This window comes from Rhodococcus sp. Q, assembly GCF_005503035.1.
Lineage (GTDB): Bacteria > Actinomycetota > Actinomycetes > Mycobacteriales > Mycobacteriaceae > Rhodococcus_G.
Window position 1 is genome coordinate 1 of record NZ_SCOY01000036.1, and the last position, 21,556, is coordinate 21,556.

The 21,556-nt window shown below is 69.9% G+C and carries 21 protein-coding genes; 11 read left to right on the top strand and 10 right to left on the bottom strand.

Translation table 11 applies throughout. The features are described 5' to 3' along the window. Both FFS72_RS22620 and FFS72_RS22625 read left to right on the top strand, forming a co-directional pair. The coding region (locus tag FFS72_RS22620; protein WP_137876049.1) for a biotin/lipoyl-containing protein at positions 1-183 on the top strand (183 nt) is incomplete at its 5' end. 78 nt (positions 184-261) lie between these two features. Then, positions 262-603 carry a hypothetical protein gene (locus tag FFS72_RS22625; RefSeq protein ID WP_137876050.1) on the top strand — a complete coding sequence of 114 codons (342 nt, stop codon included), beginning with the start codon at positions 262-264 and terminating at the stop codon, positions 601-603. Here FFS72_RS22625 and FFS72_RS22630 read toward each other — a convergent pair. The 4 genes from FFS72_RS22630 to FFS72_RS22645 all read right to left on the bottom strand — a co-directional run bounded on the left by FFS72_RS22630 (position 590) and on the right by FFS72_RS22645 (position 3,599). Then, positions 590-1,402: a tyrosine-protein phosphatase gene (locus FFS72_RS22630; RefSeq protein ID WP_137876051.1), complete on the bottom strand. Its 813-nt coding sequence runs from the start codon at positions 1,400-1,402 to the stop codon at positions 590-592. The two genes, FFS72_RS22625 and FFS72_RS22630, sit on opposite strands and share 14 nt — an antisense overlap. A 26-nt stretch (positions 1,403-1,428) precedes the next feature. Beyond that, positions 1,429-1,647 (bottom strand): hypothetical protein, encoded by a 219-nt coding sequence (locus FFS72_RS22635; RefSeq protein WP_137876052.1) that lies wholly within the window; start codon positions 1,645-1,647, stop codon positions 1,429-1,431. Positions 1,648-1,762: 115 nt separating this feature from the next. Further along, on the bottom strand, positions 1,763-3,094 hold the full coding sequence (gene lat / locus FFS72_RS22640; protein WP_137876053.1) for an L-lysine 6-transaminase: 1,332 nt from the start codon (positions 3,092-3,094) through the stop codon (positions 1,763-1,765). Between the two features lie 64 nt (positions 3,095-3,158). After that, entirely contained in the window at positions 3,159-3,599 is a 441-nt protein-coding gene (locus FFS72_RS22645) for an Lrp/AsnC family transcriptional regulator (protein WP_137876054.1), read from the bottom strand. 71 nt (positions 3,600-3,670) lie between these two features. Between FFS72_RS22645 and amaB the strand changes: the two genes are divergently transcribed. Next, the gene (amaB, locus tag FFS72_RS22650; RefSeq protein WP_137876055.1) at positions 3,671-5,179 is read left to right on the top strand and encodes an L-piperidine-6-carboxylate dehydrogenase; all 1,509 of its coding nucleotides are present in this window, start codon (positions 3,671-3,673) and stop codon (positions 5,177-5,179) included. A 93-nt stretch (positions 5,180-5,272) separates the two neighbouring features. Continuing rightward, positions 5,273-6,451 carry a serine hydrolase domain-containing protein gene (locus tag FFS72_RS22655; protein ID WP_137876056.1) on the top strand — a complete coding sequence of 393 codons (1,179 nt, stop codon included), beginning with the start codon at positions 5,273-5,275 and terminating at the stop codon, positions 6,449-6,451. Positions 6,452-6,461: 10 nt separating this feature from the next. On the opposite strand, the gene FFS72_RS22660 is transcribed toward FFS72_RS22655, so the two are convergent. Genes FFS72_RS22660 through FFS72_RS22670 form a run of 3 tightly spaced genes read right to left on the bottom strand, consistent with a single transcriptional unit; the run spans position 6,462 to position 9,708 of the window. Next, positions 6,462-7,298: an SDR family oxidoreductase gene (locus FFS72_RS22660; RefSeq protein WP_137876057.1), complete on the bottom strand. Its 837-nt coding sequence runs from the start codon at positions 7,296-7,298 to the stop codon at positions 6,462-6,464. Next, positions 7,295-8,758: a flavin-containing monooxygenase gene (locus tag FFS72_RS22665; RefSeq protein ID WP_137876058.1), complete on the bottom strand. Its 1,464-nt coding sequence runs from the start codon at positions 8,756-8,758 to the stop codon at positions 7,295-7,297. The genes FFS72_RS22660 and FFS72_RS22665 overlap by 4 nt, the downstream gene beginning before the upstream one ends. Continuing rightward, a complete protein-coding gene (locus FFS72_RS22670) occupies positions 8,755-9,708 on the bottom strand; it encodes a patatin-like phospholipase family protein (protein ID WP_137876059.1) in 954 nt (317 codons plus the stop codon). Before FFS72_RS22670 ends, FFS72_RS22665 begins: the two co-directional genes overlap by 4 nt. Before the next feature lie 70 nt (positions 9,709-9,778). Between FFS72_RS22670 and FFS72_RS22675 the strand changes: the two genes are divergently transcribed. The 6 genes from FFS72_RS22675 (at position 9,779) to FFS72_RS22700 (ending at position 18,544) form a co-directional block, all read left to right on the top strand. Further along, entirely contained in the window at positions 9,779-10,381 is a 603-nt protein-coding gene (locus FFS72_RS22675; RefSeq protein WP_137876060.1) for a TetR/AcrR family transcriptional regulator, read from the top strand. A 186-nt stretch (positions 10,382-10,567) separates the two neighbouring features. After that, positions 10,568-11,362 (top strand): VOC family protein, encoded by a 795-nt coding sequence (locus FFS72_RS22680; RefSeq protein ID WP_137876061.1) that lies wholly within the window; start codon positions 10,568-10,570, stop codon positions 11,360-11,362. Between the two features lie 79 nt (positions 11,363-11,441). Further along, positions 11,442-12,464 carry an acyl-CoA dehydrogenase family protein gene (locus tag FFS72_RS22685; protein WP_137876062.1) on the top strand — a complete coding sequence of 341 codons (1,023 nt, stop codon included), beginning with the start codon at positions 11,442-11,444 and terminating at the stop codon, positions 12,462-12,464. A gap of 100 nt (positions 12,465-12,564) precedes the next feature. Then, positions 12,565-13,098: a fascin domain-containing protein gene (locus tag FFS72_RS22690; protein ID WP_212744385.1), complete on the top strand. Its 534-nt coding sequence runs from the start codon at positions 12,565-12,567 to the stop codon at positions 13,096-13,098. Positions 13,099-13,187: 89 nt separating this feature from the next. After that, positions 13,188-17,741, top strand: coding sequence for an ATP-dependent helicase (locus FFS72_RS22695; protein ID WP_137876063.1), 4,554 nt, complete (start codon positions 13,188-13,190; stop codon positions 17,739-17,741). A gap of 2 nt (positions 17,742-17,743) precedes the next feature. After that, positions 17,744-18,544, top strand: coding sequence for a DNA-formamidopyrimidine glycosylase family protein (locus tag FFS72_RS22700; RefSeq protein WP_137876089.1), 801 nt, complete (start codon positions 17,744-17,746; stop codon positions 18,542-18,544). Between the two features lie 11 nt (positions 18,545-18,555). On the opposite strand, the gene FFS72_RS22705 is transcribed toward FFS72_RS22700, so the two are convergent. The 3 genes from FFS72_RS22705 to FFS72_RS22715 form a co-directional block, all read right to left on the bottom strand. Further along, positions 18,556-19,905, bottom strand: coding sequence for a permease prefix domain 1-containing protein (locus FFS72_RS22705; protein WP_137876064.1), 1,350 nt, complete (start codon positions 19,903-19,905; stop codon positions 18,556-18,558). Continuing rightward, positions 19,902-20,264 (bottom strand): PadR family transcriptional regulator, encoded by a 363-nt coding sequence (locus FFS72_RS22710; RefSeq protein WP_137876065.1) that lies wholly within the window; start codon positions 20,262-20,264, stop codon positions 19,902-19,904. Before FFS72_RS22710 ends, FFS72_RS22705 begins: the two co-directional genes overlap by 4 nt. 118 nt (positions 20,265-20,382) lie before the next feature. Then, on the bottom strand, positions 20,383-20,967 hold the full coding sequence (locus FFS72_RS22715; protein WP_137876066.1) for a TetR/AcrR family transcriptional regulator: 585 nt from the start codon (positions 20,965-20,967) through the stop codon (positions 20,383-20,385). Positions 20,968-21,119: 152 nt separating this feature from the next. On the opposite strand from FFS72_RS22715, the gene FFS72_RS22720 reads away from it, so the two are divergent. After that, positions 21,120-21,554: a GlcG/HbpS family heme-binding protein gene (locus FFS72_RS22720; RefSeq protein WP_137876067.1), complete on the top strand. Its 435-nt coding sequence runs from the start codon at positions 21,120-21,122 to the stop codon at positions 21,552-21,554. The last annotated feature ends 2 nt before the right edge of the window (positions 21,555-21,556 follow it).

The following is a 21,556-nucleotide window of genomic DNA, read 5'->3' on the forward strand; positions in this document are numbered from 1 at the left end:
ACCGTCGTCAAGGTTGCTGTCGAGGAGGGTCAGGAGGTCGCCGAGGGCGATCTGATCGTGGTCCTCGAGGCGATGAAGATGGAGAACCCGGTCACCGCGCACAAGGCCGGTGTCGTGACGGGGTTGGCTGTCGAGCCGGGTGCCGCGATCACGCAGGGCACCGTCCTCGCCGAACTGAAGTAGGCCCTCCGGGCACGTGCGCGAGTTCGGTGGCTCCGGCTACCGGACTCGCGCACGTGCGCCAGGCACCTGAGGAATCTCATGGAACCGATCGAAATCAACGCCGGATCCTGGTATCTGCGCGCGTTGCGGTCCGACGAACGCGTCGACGACCGGCCCGCGCTTGCCGACTGCGGCATCACCGACCCCGAGCACGTTGCGACGCGCGCCGCGCAGTGGGCGTCCGACGAGCACTACTCGTGGGCCGTGTGCGAGCCGACCACCGGCGAGTTGCTCGCCGAGGTCGGCCTGACCCTGCACGGGGACGCCGCGTCCCTGACCGGACGGGCGCGCCCCGGCCACGACGACGCACTCGACGCCGCCGTGGAATCGGTGCAGCGCTTCGGTGCGGCGGGACTCGGGCTGACGGTCAGTCGCGGCTGAGCAGACGCTCCCGCAGCGCGTTCACGTCCTCTGCTTCGAGTCCGAGTCCCCGCGTGAAGTAGCTCTCGATGTCGCCGAACGTCGTGCTCATCTCGTCGATCGCCGTCGCCAGGTACTCCCGACGCACACCGAGAATCGGCAGCAGAATGTCCGGGTTGCCGCCCGCGTCACGGAAGCGGTCGAACACCGGCGCGAGCGCAGGCAGCAGGTGCTCGTTGGTGAGCAGGTATTCGGTGAACACCGTTTCCTCGTCGACTCCGAGGAGCAGCAGCAGCGCGGCGACGCCCCAGCCGGTGCGGTCCTTGCCCGTGGTGCAGTGGATCAGTGCCGGCGCATCGGCCCCGCGGGCGAGGTCCGTGTAGAGGGACCGGTAGGCCGCGACCGCGGACGGCAGCGACACGAACTCGCGGTAGCTGCTCAGCAGGTGCTCGCTGGCCTCCGAGCCGCCGAGCGCCTCCTCGGCGAGCTTCGGGTCCTCGAGGAGCTTGAGCATCATCGCGGGCGCCGCCGAGGGATCACGGTCCGCGAGGACGTCGAGGGACACCTCCTTCGCGCCGGTCGGGATGCGGTCGGGCCGCACCTCCCGTTCCGCAACGGTGCGCAGGTCGAACACCGTGGTGATGCCGAGGTCGTCGAGTGCGACCGCGTCGGTGTCGGTGACGGCACCGAGATCGGTGGACCGGTAGAGCACTCCCCGGCGCACCGTCGCTCCGGCACCGGCGGGGTAGCCGCCTGCGTCACGCAGGTTCGGCACGGAGGAGACGGGGATGAGGGAACCGACAGGCCGCAGGATGCTCATGCCTGCACGGTAAACCACGCGATCCGTCACTGGCCCGTCGGTGTCGCGACGGCGCCCTCACGCGGGCCGCATACTGCCGGACCTGCGGCGTCACCGACGGCCACTCCGATCGTCATGCCGAGCACCAGCGCTGAGGCAACGCCGATCATCCAGGTGGCTCGGGTCAGGTCGCGGTCGACGTGCGCGGGCGGTTCGAACGGGTGGGTCACGTGGTGGTCCTTCGGAGCGTTCGGGGCGGTGTCCACGATCGGACGTTGTCGATCAACGCCGTATGCGAGATCCGCCGCTCCACTTCCGGAGCCGCTCAGAATGACAGGGGGGTACGACAGGTTCGGGTTTTGCCCTGTCGACCTGTGTCGATCAGTCGAGAACCCGGTCGAGCGCAGCAACGGCGTCGGACAGTTCGGTGGTCGTGACCGTCAGCGGTGGCCGGAACCGGATCCCCCGCTCACCCGTGCCGAGCAGGAGCACGTGTTCGCGCTCGCGCAGTGCGGTGACGGCCGCGTCCCGTCGGGTCGCGGTGTCGAGGGTGACCGCGCACATGAGTCCGCGTCCCCGCGCGTCGGTCACGACACCGGGACGACGCGCGGCGAGTGCGCCCAGCTCGGTGAGCAGGTGCGAGCCGAGCAGCCGTGCCCGGTCGATCAGCCGGTCCCGTTCCACGACCTCGAGAACACGTCTTGCCCTGACCATGTCGGCGAGGTTGCCGCCCCAGGTGGAGTTGATTCGGGAGCTCACGTGGAAGACGTTGTGCGGCTCCTCGTCGACGCGTCCGCCGGCCATGATCCCGCACACCTGGGTCTTCTTCCCGAACGCGACGATGTCCGGTTCGAGGCCGAGTTGCCGGTAGGCCCAGGCGGTTCCGGTGAGCCCGACCCCGGTCTGCACCTCGTCGAGGACGAACAGGGCATCGTGTTCGATGCAGAGCCGGGCCATCGCCTGCAGGAACTCCGGACGCAGGTGCCGGTCGCCGCCCTCGCCCTGGATCGGCTCGGCGACGAAACAGGCGATGTCGTGGGGATGGTCGGCGAAGGCCCGGCGCGCCTGGCTCAAAGCTAGTTCCTCGGCGGCGGTGATGTCGACGCCGGTCTCGACTGCGGGAGCGTCGATCCGCGGCCAGTCGAACCGCGGGAAGCGGGCGACCTTGATCGGGTCGGTGTTGGTCAGGGACAGGGTGTAGCCGCTGCGACCGTGGAAGGCGTGCCGCAGGTGCAGGACCTTGGTGCCGAGCGCGGCGTCGCGGCCGGCGGCCTCGTTGCGGCGACTCTTCCAGTCGAACGCGACCTTCAGTGCGTTCTCGACGGCGAGAGCGCCACCGTCGACGAGGAACAGGTGCGGTAGTCGGGGGTCGCCGAGGACCCGTTCGAAGGTGTCGACGAACCGTGCCATCTCGGTGGTGTAGACGTCGGAGTTGCTGGGTTTGTTGACGGCCGCCTCGGCGAGCTCGAGCAGGAACGCGGGATCGTCCGCGAGGTCGGGGTGGTTCATCCCGAGCGCGGAGGAGGCGAAGAACCCGAACATGTCGAGGTATTCGGTGCCGTCGCGTTCGTCGACGAGGGTGCGGCCCCGCGACCGTTTCAGGTCGAGGACGAGGTCGAATCCGTCGACCAGGAGGTGCTCGCCGAGCACGCGGAGAACATCGCCGGGCCCGATACGCCCGGGGCCGGGTCGCTGATCGATCGCGCCGCTCATACCGCCAGGCTAGGCGCAAAACTTACGGAAATGCACTGAGTTGGTGTAACAATTCCGGTTCGGGCTACGTTCGATCGTAAAATGTTTGCAGAATGATGGTGCTGCGGGTTCGGACGTTCGCGGCGGTCCGAATGCGCTGCAACAGGTGCTCGAGCTCCCGGGGGGACGCCACCCGCACCAGCAACACGTAGCTGTCCTCGCCTGCAACGGAGTGACACGCATGGATCTCGGGAATGTCCGCCAGCCGCGCCGGAGCGTCGTCCGGGCCCGACGGATCGAAGGGAGTGATCGCCACGAACGCCGACAGTTCGTCACCGAGCGCGGCGGGGTCGACGCGGGCACCGTACCCGCGGATCACTCCCCTGGATTCGAGGCGCCGCACCCGAGTCTGGACCGCGGACACCGACAACCCCGCCTTCTGCGCGAGCGCGGACAGCGTGGCGCGGCCGTCCTCGACCAGTTCGCGCACGAGCAGCGTGTCGATCTCGTCCAATGGCTCCGACATGGGGGCAGGCTAGCCCAGTACGTACTCGAACCCGACACGTTCCGAACCGCGAGACCGACGGAGGCACCGCGATGACCGAGACCGCACCCCTCGACCTGCGCGACCGCGCCACCGACGCCCTGCGCGCGTGCGGTGTCGCCGTCCCGTCCGGCGACGACCTGCCCGCCCTCTCTCCGGTGGACGGCACCGTGCTGTTGACGTTGCGCGAGAGCACACCGGACGACGTGTCGGCGGCGATCGAGCATGCGCAGCAGGCGTTCTCGCAGTGGCGGGTCGTGCCCGCGCCTGCTCGTGGGGCACTGGTGCGTCGCCTCGGCGAGCTGCTCACCGAGCACAAGCACGCGGTCGCCGACCTCGTCACGATCGAGGCCGGGAAGATCCCGTCGGAGGCCCTCGGCGAAGTGCAGGAGATGATCGACGTCTGCGAGTTCGCGGTCGGGTTGTCGCGGCAGCTCTACGGTCGGACCATGCCGTCGGAGCGTCCCGGCCACCGGCTGATGGAGACCTGGCATCCGCTCGGCGTGGTCGGGGTGATCTCCGCGTTCAACTTTCCCGTCGCGGTCTGGGCGTGGAACACGGCGATCGCCCTGGTGTGCGGCGATCCCGTGGTGTGGAAGCCGTCCGAGCTGACACCGTTGACGGCCCTCGCGTGCGATGCGCTGCTGCAGCAGGCGGCGACGGAAATCGGTGCACCGGACGGCATTCACTCCGTCCTGCTCGGGAGCGGATCGGTCGGTGAACAGCTCGTCGACGACCCGCGGGTCGCCCTGGTCAGCGCGACGGGGTCGGTGCGGATGGGTCGCGAGGTCGGGCCCCGGGTGGCGGCCCGGTTCGGACGGTGTCTGCTGGAGTTGGGTGGCAACAACGCCGCGGTCGTCGCGCCGTCCGCGGATCTGGACCTCGCCGTCCGCGGGATCGTGTTCGCCGCCGCGGGCACCGCGGGGCAGCGCTGCACGACATTGCGTCGGCTGATCGTGCACTCGTCGGTCGTGGACACCGTCGTCGAGCGGGTCGCGGACGCGTACCGACAGCTCCGGATCGGTGATCCGTTCGAGGAGGGCGTACTCGTCGGCCCGCTGATCCGCGAACGATCATGGGAGGCAATGACGGCCGCGCTGAGTCGGGCACGCGACGCCGGGGGCACGGTGGTGTGCGGCGGCGAGCGGGTGGACCGCGACGGTGTCTATGCGTCACCCGCGCTGGTGCGGATGCCCGAGCAGACCGCCGTCGTCCTGGAGGAGACGTTCGCACCGATCCTGTACGTGCTGACGTACGACGGGTTCGACGAGGCGATCGCGCTGCACAACACCGTCCCGCAAGGTCTGGCGTCCTCGATCTTCACCCTCGATCAGCGTGAGGCGGAACGCTTCCTCGCCTCCGACGGGTCGGACTGCGGCATCGCGAACGTCAACATCGGCACGTCGGGCGCCGAGATCGGCGGCGCGTTCGGCGGCGAGAAGGAGACCGGTGGTGGCCGCGAGTCCGGCTCCGACTCGTGGAAGGCGTACATGCGCCGCGCGACCAACACCGTCAACTACTCCGACCAGCTCCCCCTCGCGCAGGGAGTGCACTTCGGGTAGGCGTTGTCGGATTGCGGCGCGCGCCCGCGTCGCCCAGCATGAGAGCCGAGGCGCGAGTCGGCGTGGCTCGGCCCGTTCTCGGTGAGGCGAACGATGACGACCCACGATGCCGTGCGACCATCCCGACGTCTCGCGGTCGGCGCGATCGCCGCCCTCGGCCTTCTGGTCGGCGGATGCACCGCCGCACCGAGTGACGACGCCGACACCGCTCCATCGGCGACCCGACCGGCCGCACCCGAGGGCGAGTTACCCGCCGAACTCCAGGACCGGCTTCGGAACGCGGTCGAGCTGGTCATGACGGAGTACGACGTGCCCGGCGCTGCCGCGGGCGTCTGGGTTCCCGGGCAGGGCTCGTGGACGACGGCGGTCGGCCTCGCCGACGTCGACGGCAACGTCCCCGTCACCACAGACATGACCTGGCCCATCCGGAGCGTCACCAAGTCGTACACAGTCACCCTCGTGCTCCAGCTCGCCGACGAGGGCAAGCTGAGCCTCGACGACACCATCGACCGGTACGTCGACGGGGTCACCGACGGTGACGAGATCACCCTCCTCGAGCTGGCGAACATGTCGAGCGGCAACGCCGACTACGTGGGCCAGGCCTTCATCGACGACTTCAGCGCGGACCCGACGAAGATCTACACCCTCGACGAACTCAACAGCTTCGTGATCGACCAGCCGGCGCAGTTCGCCCCCGGCAGCGACCACGAGTACACGAACGCCAACACGAACCTGCTCGGCGCCGTGATCGAAAAGGTCACCGGTCAGTCCTACGCCGAAGCGCTCGACGAGCGCATCCTCGGGCCGCTCGGACAGTCCGGCACCGCCTATCTGACCGACGTCGACGACTGGGCCGCACCCCATCCCGTCGGCTACATCGTGACCGACGGGATCCCGGAGGGCCAGGACGAGAACCCTTCGATCCTGGGTGCCGCGGGAGCGCTGTTCTCGACCCTCGACGACGGCCGGGTCTGGGCGCACACCCTCGGCACCGGTGCGCTGCTGAAGCCCGAGACGCAGGAGCTGCGTCAGGTCGGACACCCGATCCCGCGACCGCCGTACGACCTGTACGCGGTCGGCATGGGCGAGACCGGCGGCTGGTGGGGCCACAACGGCGAGGGCGTCGGGTTCACCGCCGCGACGTTCCACGACCCCGGCACGGGCGCGAGCATCGTCGTGTACATGAACGAGTCGAACGTTCCCGACGTGCATCCGGCCGATGCGACCTTCCGCGCCCTCGCCGAGGTCCTCGCGAACGAGGCAGGTCGGTGATCGACACCGGTCACAGCCGGCGGACGCGCTCGTCGTAGTCCGCGCGCGCCGCAGAGTCGACGGAGGTGACGGCCCGGTCGCCGCCGACGACGCGCCGCACGAGCCGGATCAGCGACTCCGGCGCCGCGGCGAGCCCGAGGTCGAGGACCGCCAGGTACCCGGGCACGGGCGTCTCGGCCCGCCGGGTGCGGCAGGTCCGGACGACGGCGGCCGCGATGTCCTCGGGGTCGACCGTGGGCAGCCCCTTGCCGAGCGGCAGGCCCGACGTCAGGGTGGTGCGCACCGCGCTGGGCAGCACCGTCGACACGCTCACGCCGTGCTCGGCGAACTCCAGTCGCGCCGCCGCCGACAGTCCGACGGCCGCGAACTTGCTGGCGTTGTAGACGGCCAGCCCGGGGATCGCGATCTTCCCGGCGAGGGACGCGACGTTGACGATGTGCCCGCTACCCCGCTCGATCATCGCGGGCGCCACCGCCCGCATGCCGTGGATCAGGCCCCACACGTTCACGTCGAGGGTTGCCTCGCCGATCTCGTCCGGTTCGTCGAGGAACGGCGCCACCGGCATCACACCCGCGTTGCCGACCAGGACGTCGATCGGCCCGAGGTCCGCGACGACCGCGGCGACACACGCGTCCCACGACGCCCGGGTACGCACGTCGAGGGTGTAGGCCCGCGCCGCCGAACCGATCTCGGCGGCCGCGGCGTCCGCTGCGGCGCGGTCCAGATCGGCCACCGCGACGCGCGCTCCGCCCGCCGCCATCGCCTGCGCGGTGGCCCGTCCGATGCCGCGTCCCGCGCCGGTGACGAGGACGACCGCGCCGCCGAGGGAGATCTCCGGGTACTTCATCGTGTCGACACCTCGTATGCTCGTTGATCGAATTCGTTCAGTCGCTGCACCATTCGGCCCGTCGACCACGGCCAGTTGAAGCTGTTGCGGCCGTTGACGTCGAGGAAGTAGCTCTGGCAGCCGCCCGCGTTGTAGACGGTGGTCGCCAGCGCCTGCTGCACGTCGGCGTTGAAGGCGGCCTGCACGTCGGCGCGGGTCTCCATCCGTGTCCACCCTCCGGCGCGGGCCGCGACGATCGCCGACGCCATGTACTCCAGTTGCGCTTCGAGGATGGTGAATGCCGAGGTGTGTCCGGTACCGAGCGCGGGACCGAGGAGGACGAAGGCGTTGGGGAATCCCGCGACCGTGGTCCCGAGGTAGGCCTGTGGACTGCCCTTCCAGTGGTCGTCGAGGCTGCGGCCGGCACCGTCGAAGACCTTGCTGCCGATGGGCATGTCGAGGATGTGGAAGCCGGTGCCGAAGATGATGACGTCGACCTCGCGTTCGGCGCCGTCGGTCCCGATGACGGTGTTGCCGCGCACGGATGCGACGGCATTCGCGTGCACCTCGACGTTCGGCCGCGTCAGCGCCGGATAGTAGGTGTTGGACAGCAACAGCCGCTTGCAGCCGAGGGTGTAGTCCGGTGTGAGTGCCTGTCGCAGTTCGGGATCGGGCACCTGCGCTCGTAGTTGGGCTCGGCCGATCTGCTGCACGATCCGCAGGATCCACGGGTTGCGGAAGCCGACGCCGAGCGCCTCCATGATGGTGTACTCGATCGACCGCAAGGCCCGCTGCGCACCGGGAACGCGCCGCATGACCCACCGTTCGACCTTCGGCACGTAGTGGTCGGGCTTGGGCAGTACCCACTGGGCGGTGCGCTGGTACAGGTGCAGTTGCTCGACGTCGGGCGCGATCGCGGGCACGAACTGCACCGCGGACGCACCGGTTCCGACCACCGCGACCCGCTTCCCGGTCAGGTCGAGGTCGTGGTTCCACCGGGACGAGTGGAAGGCCTCGCCGTCGAAGGTGTCGAGTCCCGGGATGTCGGGCACCAGCGGTTCGCTCCACGGCCCGGCGGCCGCGATCACCGAACCGGCCGTGAAGGTTCCGTGGTTCGTGTCGACGACCCACCGGTGGCGGGTCTCGTCCCACTGCGCACGGGTCATCTCGGTGCCGAAGCGGACGTGCTCCCCGACGCCGTGTTCGGCGGCAATCCGGTCGACGTAGTCGAGGATCTCCCCTTGCCCGGCGAACAACCTGGTCCACTCCGGATTGGGGGCGAACGAGTACGAGTAGAGCCCGGACGGGACGTCGCACGCACATCCGGGGTAACTGTTGTCGCGCCACGTGCCGCCCAGTGCGTCGCCCTTCTCCAGGACGACGAAGTCGGTGATGCCCATGCGTCGCAGGGTGATCGCCGCACCGATTCCGGAGATTCCGGCTCCGATGATGGCGAACTCGACGTGTTCCGGCCGGGTCATCGCGTCACTCCGTTCTCGATCTGGCTGGCCACGGCGGCCCGGGTGGTCCGCAGCGACGACTCCAGCGTCGCGAGCCGTCTGCGGTCGTCCATGAAGTTCGGTCCCATCACGGCGAGGTCCTCGGCAGTCGCGTCGAGGCGGATCACCCGGGTTCCCGCGGCGCGCACGACGTCCAGTTCGGCATCGAGACCCGCACTCATCCATCCGCGCAGGATCAGACGTTCGAGTCGAGCGGCGCCGCGCCCAGGCACCCGGCCGGCGGATGCCATCGGCGCGAGAACGACGAGTTCGTCGAGTTCGAGCGGCGCGACGAGGTCCGCGGAAGCGGTCGACGCGGCACCGCCGTCGACGAATCGACGGCCACCGATCCGCACCGGCGGGAACCAGCCGGGGATCGCCCACGACGCGCGAAGCGCCTGCGAGAGCGTCGCGTCCGGAGCACCCGGAGATCCGAACGCGACGCGTTCGCCGGTGTCGTAATCCATCGAGACGAGCCAGGTCGCGGGGTGCGCCACCCACGCACGATCCGGCGCCATCCGGGATGCGAGCCGATCGAGCCATGCGGCGTCCCCGCCGCCGGGCGGGAGCAGCCCGCTCAGTGCGGTGACGGTACCGACGCCGCGGTTCCGGACCAGTCGCCGCGACCCGAACCCGAGACGCGGCAGGGGCGGGAGCCGGCCGGGTGCGTCGGCCAGGTGTGTGCGCAGCGCCGGGTGAGCGACCTGCTCGCCCAGCTGCATCGCCACCAGCTCGTCCACGCCGACACCGCTGCCGAGCATCGTGACGAGTTCCGCGCCCGCCGACGTCCCGACGAGGACGTCCGCCTCACGCGGGTCCCAATCGAGGGCGTCGCGGACGGCGGCCAGTGCCGCGACCGTCCACGCCGCACCGAGAGTGCCGCCGCAGCCGATGACCAGTCCCCGACGAAGGTGTCTGTCACTCGAAGTCATATTCAGAAACTAGCAGTATTCGAATACCATCGGTATGCCAAATGGAGAGTTTCTTGCGAACGGAGTGTCGATGGCCCGGATGACCAGGTCGGAAAGCCAGGCCCAGACGCGGGCCCACCTGATAGCGACCGCCCGCGACCTGTTCCTCGCCCATGGCTACGGCGTCACCTCCCTCGAGAAGGTCGCGGAGGAGGCCGGCTACTCGAAGGGTGCCGTGTACTCGAACTTCCGCAACAAGAAGGAGCTCTGCCTGGAGGTCCTCCAGCTGATCCACGCGACCAAGGGCAGCGAGATCGCCGAGGTGATGGCGAGGCCGGTGCCGCTCGAGGACCGGCTGATCGCATTCGAGGACTGGGCGCAGCGCACCCTCGGCGACGTCGAATGGACGATGCTCGAGTTCGAGTTCATCGCAGCCACCCGTCACGACCCCGAACTGCGGACGGCGCTGGCAACGAACCTGTCCTCGACACACAACATCGTGCGGGCCGTCCTCGGCGCGCTCGTGGCGTCCGGCGAGGTCACCCTGCCGATGTCCGTGGAGGACGCGACCACCAGCGCACTGAGCTTCGGAGTCGGACTCGGCATCCAGCGGGCCATCGACCCGACGATCTCGACCTCGGTGATCACCCGAAACCTGCGCGCGCTTCTCGGCGGTTCCGGAGACGGCCCGTGAGCCCGTGACGCACCGGCCGGGCTCGCGCAGGGTGGTGCGCCTCGCTCGTCACGCTCGATCCGCGGGACGCGGAGCGGCGGACGATTCCGCCGACAGGTGGCGATCCACCGGCGCGCCGATGAGAATCGGACGCGACAGCGGTCAGTACCTGCATCCGAGAACGTTGCGTCCGAGAAGGGTTCGATCATGTCCGAGTACTCGGCACCTGCTGGTGCCCCAGTCTGGTTCGATCTGATGAGCAGCGACCCCGCGAAGGCCGCGGAGTTCTATCGCGCGATCTTCGGCTGGGAGGTCGAGGCACCACGCGAGGAGTTCGGCGGCTACCAGAACTTCACGAAGAACGGGCGGCGCGTGGCGGGCCTGGCACCGTGGATGGAGGAGGCCGGCGGCCCGCCGAACATCTGGTCGGTGTACCTGCGCACCGACGACGCGGCGGCGACTTTGGAGGCGGCCGAAGCCGCGGGAGGTTCGGTGATGGTTCCTCCGATGGCGGTCGGCGACGAGGGAACCATGGCTGTGGTGACCGATCCCGCGGGGGCGGTGATCGGGTTCTGGCAGCCCGACCGGCATCAGGGGTTCAGCCAGTGGGGCGAGCACGGGACGCCGTACTGGTTCGAGTGCCACAGCAAGGACTATGCGAAGTCGATCGACTTCTACCCGAAGGTGATCGGCGCCCGGCTCGAGGAGATCGGTACGGGCGGGGACGACTCGCCCGGACCGGATGCCTACAGCCAGGTCTTCGTCGGCGATTCGTCGTACTCGGGAATCATGGACACCTCGAAGCTCAGCCCTCCCGAGGTGCCGTCGTTCTGGCAGGCGTATGTCACATCCGACGATGTCGCCGCCACCGTCGCGCAGGTCGAATCGCTCGGCGGCACGGTCCTGATGCCCACCGAGGACACCCCGTACGGGACGCTCGCGACGGTCACCGATCCGTTCGGCGCGGCCTTCTCCCTGGGCCACCCACCGGCCGGCATGTAGACACTCGGCATGTAAAAACTGATGGGTCCCGTCGGTCCGCCTCCGGGCAGACGGGACCCGCGGGCAATACGCTGGCGCCGTGACGCACTGGCCGGAGCTCGCTCACGACATCGCCGAGGACGTGCTGTTCCCGGTCGCCGACAGCGTGGACGCCGACGGGGAGATCCCGTCGAGCCACTTCTACGCACTCGCCGACGCGGGGTTCTACGGTCTCGCCGTACGCCCCGAACTCGGTGGCCCGACCATCGACATCGGCGACCTCGTCGCGGTCGTCGAGACGCTGTGCGGCGGGTGCCTCGCGACGACGTTCACCTGGATGCAGCATCACGGGGTCGTCGCGGCGCTCGCGGCCAGCCCCAACACCGCGCTGCGCGAACGGTTCTGGGACGGTCTGGTCTCCGGGTCGGTGCGCGGCGGTGTCGCGTTCGCGGGTGCGATCCCGCAACCACCGCTGCTGTACGCGCGTCGGGTCGACGGCGACGGCTACATCCTCGACGGAGTGGCCCCGTTCGTCACCGGCTGGGGCATCGTCGACGTGCTGCAACTGTCTGCGCGGGACGAGTTCGACGACTCGATCGTCCACGTCCTCGTCGACGCCGTGGCCACCGAGGGCATCACCGTCGAACATCTGCCGCTCATCGCCGCCCGCGGCAGCAACACCGTGCGGTTGCGGATCGACGGGCTCGCGGTGCCGGACGAGCAGGTGGTCGGCGTCGTCGACCCGGCCGTGTTCGCCGCCGGACAGCTGTTCGGGTCGTGGCTCAACGGCTGCATGGCGACGGGGGTCGCGCGGCGGGCCCGCACCGAACTCGCCGAACGGGGAGTGGACGTCCGCCGGTTCGCCTCTGACGCCGAGGAGGTCCGCGCGAGCCTGGACGGGGCGTTCGCGGGCACCGGCGACCTGAGCACGGCGCGCGCGGCGGCGTCGGAACTAGCCGTACGCACCGCCGCCGCACTGGTCACGGCGACGGGCAGCGCAGCATCCATCGCCGGAGCGACCGCCGAACGTCTCATGCGGGAGGCGACGCTGACGCTGGTCGCGGCGTCCCGACCGCAGATCCGGTCGGCGCTGCTGGACCGGTTCGGTCGCGGCACCCACTGACACCGGGTGGTGTCCGTTTGCACCCAAGGGTCGGTGTTTCCCACGGCCGTCCCGGGTGAGGCTGGGGTCAACATCCGAACCGACCCCTGAGGTGACCATCATGTCCAGTCGTACCAAACGTTTCATCACCGCCGGACTCGCGGCGGCCGCCGTCATGGCCGGTGGACTCTTCGGCGCCGCGTCGGCGAGCGCCTACAACGGTCCCGTCTCCGGCTGCGCCTTCCAGACGGTGAACGGGAACTACCTGACGGCCGTCGGCGGCGGCGGACGCACGACCGACGTCCTCCACACCGATGCGACACAGATCCGTGGATGGGAGAAGTTCACGCTCGTCGACTCACGCGACGGCTCTCCGGAGATCGCATACGGCGTCCAGACCATGACCGGCAACTATCTGACCGCCGTCGGCGGCGGCGGACGCATCACCGACGTGATGCACTCGGATGCCACGTGGCTGCGCGGCTGGGAGAAGCTCACGCTGCACTCCCTCGGTGGCGACTGGTACTCGATCTCGACGGTCAACGGCCGGTATCTGACCGCAGTCGACGGTGGCGGCCGAGTAAGCGACGCGATCCACTCCGACGCGACGCAGGTCGGAGCCTGGGAACGGTTCCACGTGACCTGCGGGCACTGACCGGGGTTCCCTCCGGCACCGCCGGCACACGTGCCGGTGGTGCCGTCCGCTGTACTGACGATGTCCGACCCTGCGGGCAGTATGGATCCATGGATTCGGTGCTCGGCAGGTTCTCCGCGGCCACCCGTGAGTGGTTCGAGGGCGCCTTCCCGGCCCCGACGTCCGCGCAGCTCGGCGCGTGGGAAGCGATCGCCGACGGCGCGCACGCCCTCGTGGTCGCCCCGACGGGGTCCGGCAAGACGCTGTCGGCATTCCTGTGGGCCCTGGACCAGCTGGCCTCACGCCCGCATGACTCGGACCGGAAGCCGGGCACGTCGGTGCTGTACGTGTCGCCGCTCAAGGCCCTCGCCGTCGACGTCGAACGAAACCTGCGCGCCCCACTGGTCGGCATCACACAGACGGCGAAGCGGCTCGGTCTGACACCTCCCGAGGTCACCGTCGGCGTGCGATCCGGCGACACCACGCCCGCGGCCCGTCGCACCATGCTGCGCACTCCCCCGGACATCCTCATCACGACGCCGGAGTCGCTGTTCCTGATGCTCACCTCGGCGGCGCGCGAAACCCTCGCCTCGGTGCACACCGTGATCGTGGACGAGGTGCACGCGGTGGCTGCGACGAAACGTGGTGCGCACCTGGCACTCTCGCTCGAGCGGCTGGACATGCTGCTGGATCGTCCCGCGCAACGGATCGGATTGTCGGCGACCGTGCGCCCGCACGAGGAGGTGGCGCGGTTCCTGGCCGGCTCCGCACCGGTACACATCGTGGCGCCCGCGTCACCCAAGACGTTCGACCTGACGGTGCGCGTCCCGGTCGAGGACATGACGGAGCTCGGCGTCACCACACCGGATGAGGAGTCCGCTTCGCCTGCCCCGCAGCAGGGTTCGATCTGGCCGCACGTCGAGGAACAGATCGTGGACCTGGTGCTCGAGCACTCGTCGTCGATCGTGTTCGCCAATTCGAGGCGGCTCGCGGAGCGGCTGACCGCCCGCCTCAACGAGGTGTACGCGGAACGTCTCGGTGAGGACGGCGCGGCCCGCCGAGGTGACCCGGCGACCACCGTCCACAGGACACCGGCGCTGATCGGTGCCACATCGGAGGTCAATCACGGCGCCGATCCCCTGCTCGCCCGGGCCCACCACGGCTCGGTCAGCAAGGATCAGCGCGCCCTGATCGAGGACGACCTCAAGTCCGGGCGGCTGCGGTGCGTCGTCGCCACGTCCAGCCTGGAGCTCGGCATCGACATGGGTGCGGTCGATCTCGTGATCCAGGTGGAGGCGCCGCCGTCGGTGGCGAGCGGGCTGCAGCGCGTCGGCCGCGCCGGACACCAGGTCGGCGAGATCTCCCGCGGCGTCCTGTTCCCCAAACACCGCACCGACCTGATCCACTGCGCCGTCACGGTCGAGCGCATGACGACGGGGAGGATCGAAGCGCTCGCGGTGCCCGCGAATCCGCTCGACATCCTCGCCCAGCACACCGTGGCGGCGTGCGCGCTCGACCCGATCGATGCGGCGAGCTGGTTCGACGCGGTGCGGCGCACCGGCAGCTTCGCGACGCTGCCCCGGTCCGCGTTCGACGCGACCCTCGACCTGCTCGCGGGCCGCTACCCGTCCGACGAGTTCGCCGAGCTGCGCCCGCGTCTGGTGTGGGACCGCGACGCCGACGTCCTGACGGGCAGGCCGGGCGCGCAACGCCTCGCCGTCACGTCTGGCGGCGCGATCCCCGACCGCGGCCTCTTCACCGTCTACATGGTCGGCGAGAAGCAAAGCCGGGTCGGCGAACTCGACGAGGAGATGGTCTACGAGTCCCGCGTCGGGGACGTCTTCGCCCTCGGCGCCACGAGCTGGCGGATCGAGGAGATCACCCACGACCGCGTGCTCGTCTCCCCCGCCTACGGAATGCCCGGACGCCTGCCGTTCTGGCACGGCGACGGTCTGGGCCGCCCCGCCGAGCTGGGCGCAGCACTCGGCGAGTTTCTGCGGGAGACGTCACTCGGCGAGCCCGAGGAACTTCGGGCACGGCTCGCGTCCCAGGGTCTCGACGACAACGCCGTCACCAACCTCCTCGCGCTGGTCTCCGAGCAGGCCGCGGTGACCGGTCAGGTCCCCAGCGACCGAACACTGGTCCTGGAACGGTTCCGGGATGAACTCGGCGACTGGCGCCTGGTTCTGCACTCGCCGTACGGGATGCCCGTGCACGCGCCGTGGGCACTGGCCATCGGCGCCCGACTGCAGGAGCGCTTCGGAATCGACTCCGCACCAACGGCATCGGACGACGGAATCATCGTGCGACTCCCCGACACCGAGGACGCTCCGCCCGGCGCGGAGTTGTTCGTGTTCGACCGCGACGAGATCGAGGACGTCGTCACCGAGCAGGTGGGCGGGTCGGCCCTGTTCGCGTCCCGGTTCCGCGAGTGCGCGGCCCGCGCACTGCTGCTGCCGCGGCGCACCCCGGGCCGCCGCGCGCCGCTGTGGCAGCAACGCCAGCGCGCGGCTCAGCTCCTCGACGTCGCCCGCAAGTACCCGACGTTCCCGATCCTCCTCGAGACCGTGCGGGAGTGCCTGCAGGATGTGTACGACCTGCCGTCGCTGACACGACTGCTCACCGACGTCGGACGCCGCCGGATCAGGATCGTCGAGGTGGAGACGGCGTCACCGTCACCGTTCGCGACATCGCTGCTGTTCGACTACGTCGGCGCGTTCATGTACGAGGGCGACAGTCCCCTCGCCGAACGTCGGGCGGCCGCCCTGTCGCTGGACTCGACGTTGTTGGCGGAACTGCTCGGCCGGGTGGAGTTGCGGGAACTGCTCGACGACAACGTCATCGAGCAGACCGAACTCGAACTGCAGCGCCTCGTTCCCGAGCGCCACGCCAGGGACGCGGAGGGAGTCGCGGACCTGTTGCGACTCCTCGGCCCCCTCACCGAGACCGAGGTCGCGGCCAGAGCGACCGCGGATCCTCTGCCGTGGTTGGGCGAACTCGAATCCCGCAAACGCGCGCTGGCGGTGTCCTTCGCGGGCGCGAACTGGTGGGTGGCGATCGAGGACGCACCGCGGATGCGGGACGCGCTCGGTGTGCCGTTGCCGATCGGCGTGCCCGCCGCGTTCGTCGAACCGGTCGACGACCCGCTCGGCGACCTGATCGGCCGGTACGCCCGCACCCACGGCCCGTTCACCCTCGCCGACGCCGCCGCGCGATTCGGCCTCGGAGTCTCGGTGGTCCGCGACGTCCTGCTGCGACTGGCCCAGGAAAAGCGCGTCGTCGAGGGCGAGTTCCGTCCCGCCGCAACCGGATCGGAGTGGTGCGACACCGAGGTCCTGCGTCGCCTGCGACGCCGGTCGCTCGCCGCCGCCCGCAGGGACGTCGAGCCGGTGGAGCAGCAGGCGCTCGGCCGGTTCCTGCCCGACTGGCAGCACGTCGGTGGGGGTCTACGCGGCGTCGACGGGGTGGCCGCCGTCGTCGACCAGCTTGCCGGGGCGCCGATTCCGGCGTCGGCGTGGGAGTCGATCGTCCTGCCGTCCCGCGTGCGCGACTACACCCCCGCGATGCTCGACGAACTGACCACCACCGGGGAGGTGTTGTGGTCGGGCGCGGGGCACATCTCGGGGAGCGATGGGTGGGTGCGGCTGCACCTCGCGGACACGGCGCCACTGACGCTGACGCCGCCGCAGGAGATCGAGCTGACCGAGATGCACCGCGCGATCCTCGACACCCTCGCGCCCGGTGGCGCCTTCTTCTTCCGGAACCTGTCCGACCAGATCGGCGCCACCGACGATGCGGCACTGACCGACGCGCTGTGGCAACTGGTGTGGGGCGGGTACGTCGGCAACGATTCGCTCGCCCCGCTGCGGGCGCTGCTGTCGGGCACCACACGCGCCACGCCCAGCCACCGCGCTCCGCGCCGCGCGCCGCGGACCCGCGCCTATCGCGCCCTGCCGCGGCCCACGATGCCGTCCCGGACCGGGCCACCGACCGTGGGCGGCCGGTGGTCGCTGCTTCCCGAACCGGAACCGGACCCGACGATCCGCGCGCACGGCCGGGCCGACCTGCTGCTCGACCGCCACGGCGTCGTGACCCGCGGTTCCGTTGTCGCGGAGGACGTTCCCGGTGGGTTCGCGTTGATGTACAAGGTGCTGCGCGAGTTCGAGGAGAGCGGCCGGTGCAGACGCGGCTATTTCGTCGACGGTCTCGGTGCCGCTCAGTTCTCGACGTCGGACGTCGTCGACCGTCTTCGCGGCTACGCGGACGCGCCCGCTCCGGACCGGCCCCGCGCCGCCGTGGCATTGGCGGCGACCGACCCCGCCAACCCGTACGGCGCGGCCCTCGGCTGGCCTGCGACCGAAGGGGGGCATCGGCCGGGCCGCAAGGCCGGTGCCATGGTCGTCCTCGTCGACGGGGACCTGGCGCTGTATGTCGAGCGAGGGGGGAAGACCCTGCTGACGTTCACCGCCGACCCGGGCGATCGGCACGCCGCGGCGCTCGCCCTCGGCGAACTCGTCGACCGCGGCGGCGTCGAGAAGATCGTCGTGGAGAAGGTCGACGGCGAGTCCGTCCACTCCAGCCCGTTGGCACCCACCCTGGTCGAGGCCGGGTTCTCGGCCACGCCCCGCGGCCTGCGGAAGCGGACGCCCTATGCGGGGCGGTGACCGTGCCCGAGGGTGACACCGTGTGGCAGGCCGCGACCCGTCTGCGCGCCGCTCTCGAAGGGAAGGCGTTGACGCTCTGCGACATTCGAGTGCCGGCGTTCGCCACGGTTGACCTCACGCCGGGACCCGTCGACGAGGTGGTCAGTCGCGGCAAGCACCTGCTGATCCGCGTCGGCGACCTCAGCGTCCACACCCACCTGAAGATGGAGGGCGCCTGGCACGTCTACCCGGCGGGCGCGCGATGGCGTCGGCCCTCGTGGCAGGCGCGAATCCTGCTCGGCACCGCGACGCACCTCGCGGTCGGGTTCCAGCTCGGCATCGTGGAAGTGATACCGCGCGAACAGGAATCGGAGGCAGTCGGACACCTGGGTCCCGATCTGCTCGGCGCGGACTGGGACGAGCAGCTCGCGTCGGCGAACCTGGCCTCCGACCCGGCGCGCGCCGTCGGGGTCGCGCTCCTCGACCAGCGAGTACTCGCGGGGATCGGCAACGTCTACCGCAGCGAGCTGTGCTTCCTGCGTGGCACACACCCTGCGACTCCCGTTGCGGCGGCAGGCGACCCACTGCCGTGGGTGACGCTCGCACACCGCGTGCTGGTCGCGAATCGGGACCGCCCGGTCCGCGTCACCACCGGCGAGCGGCGGCGCGGCCGGGAGCTGTGGGTGTACGGCCGCAGCGGGAAGCCTTGCCTGCGCTGCGGGACACTCGTCCGGCACGGCGATCTCGGCGAGAACGACCACGAGCGCACGATCTACTGGTGCCCGTCCTGCCAGCCGCTTCCCGGCCCCGGAACGCCCCGGTAGCCGCTCCCGGCTCACACGAAATCGAACAGCGGTGGTACCAGCACGACGACGAGCGCCGCCCACGCACCGAACACCGGTAGGTACCGCGTCTGCCAGAGTTCCACGGCCTCGAATCGGCGACGTCCGCGCAGGAACCCGATCTGCAGTCTCGCGGACCACGCCAGATTCGCGAACAGTACGAGGTTGAGGCCGAGAGCGACCGCCTTGTTCGGGCTCACCCCGAACTCCGCGATCCGGGTGAGCATCGCCGTCAGCATCACCAGGTCCACCGCCAGGGCGCTGACGACGAGCACCAGTTGCAGGCGGTCGAACAGGTCCGGTGGATCGAGCGGGTCCCGCGCCGAGATCGAGTACAGCAGCAGGCCCAGCACCACGACGAGAATGAGATCCATCAGGATCAGCAGGGTGCGGTCGACGTCGACGAGGTTCCCGTCCAGCGCGAACGCCACGAGCAGCACCAGCAGCATCACGATCGTGATCGGGGTGAACACCCGGGTGAGGACGGGCGCGATGTTCTCCACCACCCCCTGTTTCGCCTCGACGAGCCAGGCGGCGACGATCACTGCGCCCGGCACGCCGAACGGCAACACCCAGTCCTCGATCACCCACTCCATGTCCGTGCCGAGCGCGTTGAACGCCCCGACGGTGAGACCGATGAGGACGCCTCCACCGAGCGCCAGCAGCGTCAGGTACACGACCCACTCGCCGGTGAACCGGATGAAGTCCATCCGCCTGCGGTGGGACCGCCAATCCCCGCCCACGTATGCGAGGCCGACGGCGAACCACAGCACGATCGGCGCGTGTATCGCGGCGACGATCTCCGTGGCACCCTCGGATGCGAACGGAAACAGGTTGAGCGCCAATGTGATCGCCACGAACGGAACCACCAGCACCGCCGCGACTTCGGACGTGACACGCCGCTTCCACGCGAAGTAGCCGGTGAGGAACGGCAACACGAGGGCCGCGGCGTTGCGTGCCAAGAGGCTGCCGTCGAGCCCGGCCCGGAGTGCCGCCTCGAGGACCACCCCGGCACACACGGCGAGAGCGAGGACAACGACGAGCTCACGCCGCGGCGCCCGCGTGCGCTCGCCCTGCTCGGCGGGAACGAGCACCAGTTGCTTCCAGAGTCGTTCGGAATGCTCCCGGGCGAACTCGCGGGAAATGGCGTCCACACTCCCCATCCGCTTGACCGCGACGAGGAAGGCTTCGTCGTCGGTCAGCCCGGATGCCACGAGTTCCGAGATCCGACCCCGCAGATGGTCTTCCATCTCGTCTGCGTCGGAAGTCGAGATCACCTGGTGCCGCTCGACGTACCCCCGCCACCGGCCGATCTGCGATTCGAGCGCAGTGTCTGTCATCACGCCCACCTGGGAGCAGGACTCGGCGGCAACCCCGCGTTCTGCCACACCGCGTTCAGCGCGTGCGCGACGACGTCCCACTGACTGCGCCGCTCGGCGAGCACGTTTCGGCCGGCAGCGGTGATCGCGTAGTGCTTGCGTCGACGGCCGACGTCCGAGGTGCCCCACGACGCCGTCACGTACCCCGACCGCTCGAGACGGTGCAGCAGCGGATAGAGCATGCCGTCGGTCCACTCGATCTGCCCGCCGGACAGTTCGTGCACCCGTTTGAGGACGGCGTATCCGTACGACTCGCCCTCGGCGAGGATGCCGAGGACGAGCAGTGTCGCCGACGCCGCAACCAGATCCTTGTCGATGTGCACGACCCCTCCATGCCTAGATGATCTAGGCATGGACCCTAGCAGCTCTAGGTATGACGGGCGATGTCACTCCACGCGCATGTCGAATTCGGAATGCTGTGAAACGGCGGGCTCGGGGAGCTCAGGGATGTCCCGTTCGCGCCATCAGGTCGAGGCAGTGCCTGATCAGCCGCTCGCGCGGAACCGTGACCGTGCCGTCGAGGTAGCCGATGAACAGACTGGTCAGGGCGCCGACGAGACCGAGTGCACGCAGGGCTCGTTCGTCGGGGTCGTCGACGGCACCGAGCTGGGCCTGCACCAGCGCAACGAAATTCGGGGCCAGGGCCAGTCCGCGGCCGCCGAGGGTGGGCTCGCGAAGCGGCGCGAGCAGCAGCACGCGACCCGCCTCCGGGTGGTCGAGGACGAGGGCGACGAACGCGCGGATCGCCAGTTCGGCCAGCTCGGTCCCGCTGGAGGCCTGTTCGACCGCAGCCACGAGCGCGGTACGCGCGCGTTCCCCCACCTCTTCGTAGACCTCGCGAATGTAGGTGTCGCGGTCGGCGAAACTCTCGTAGAAGTAGCGTTCGGTGAGCCCCGCAGCACGGCAGGCCGCACGGACACTGACGGCGGGGTTCTCCGCCGCGCCCAGCAGTTCGATCCCGACTTCGAGCAGCCGGGTGCGCCGCTGCCTGCGGCGTTGGTCGAGGTCGGGCCTAACGGTGTTCATTGTTTCCCGAGTCTAGGGCAGCGGATGCGACCGGCCACCCGAGCCCGGTCGGCGTGATCCGACCGCGACGACGGGCGGGCGACGCGGCCGTGAAGACAAGGGCGCCAACACATCCACCCTGCCGAACGGACGCTGCCGGGTACGGTCGCCGAATGCAGAACGACATGGATCTCACCCGGGCCCGCGCGGCAGCGGAGGCAGCACTGACAGCGGCCGAGCGCGACGGCAAACGAATCAGCATCGCTGTCGTCGATCATCGAGGACAGGACGTACTGGTGCTTCGCGGTGACGGGGCACCGTGGTTCACCGCCGGAGTGGCGCGGGCGAAGGCCGCGACCGCAGCGCTCATGGGCGCGGCATCGGGCGACCTCGCCGGACTGCGCGCGGCCCACCCGGAGCTGCTCGACCTCATCGGCGCACAAACGCCGCAGCCGATGACGACCCTGGCCGGTGGCGTGCCGGTCCGCCTCGGCGTCGACGTCGTCGGTGCGATCGGCGTCAGCGGCGCCGACCCCGACGAGGACGTCGCGTTCGCCCGCGCCGGGATCGCCGCCCTCCGGGCAATCGGCGAGCGGTCGGCGTCGTAGCT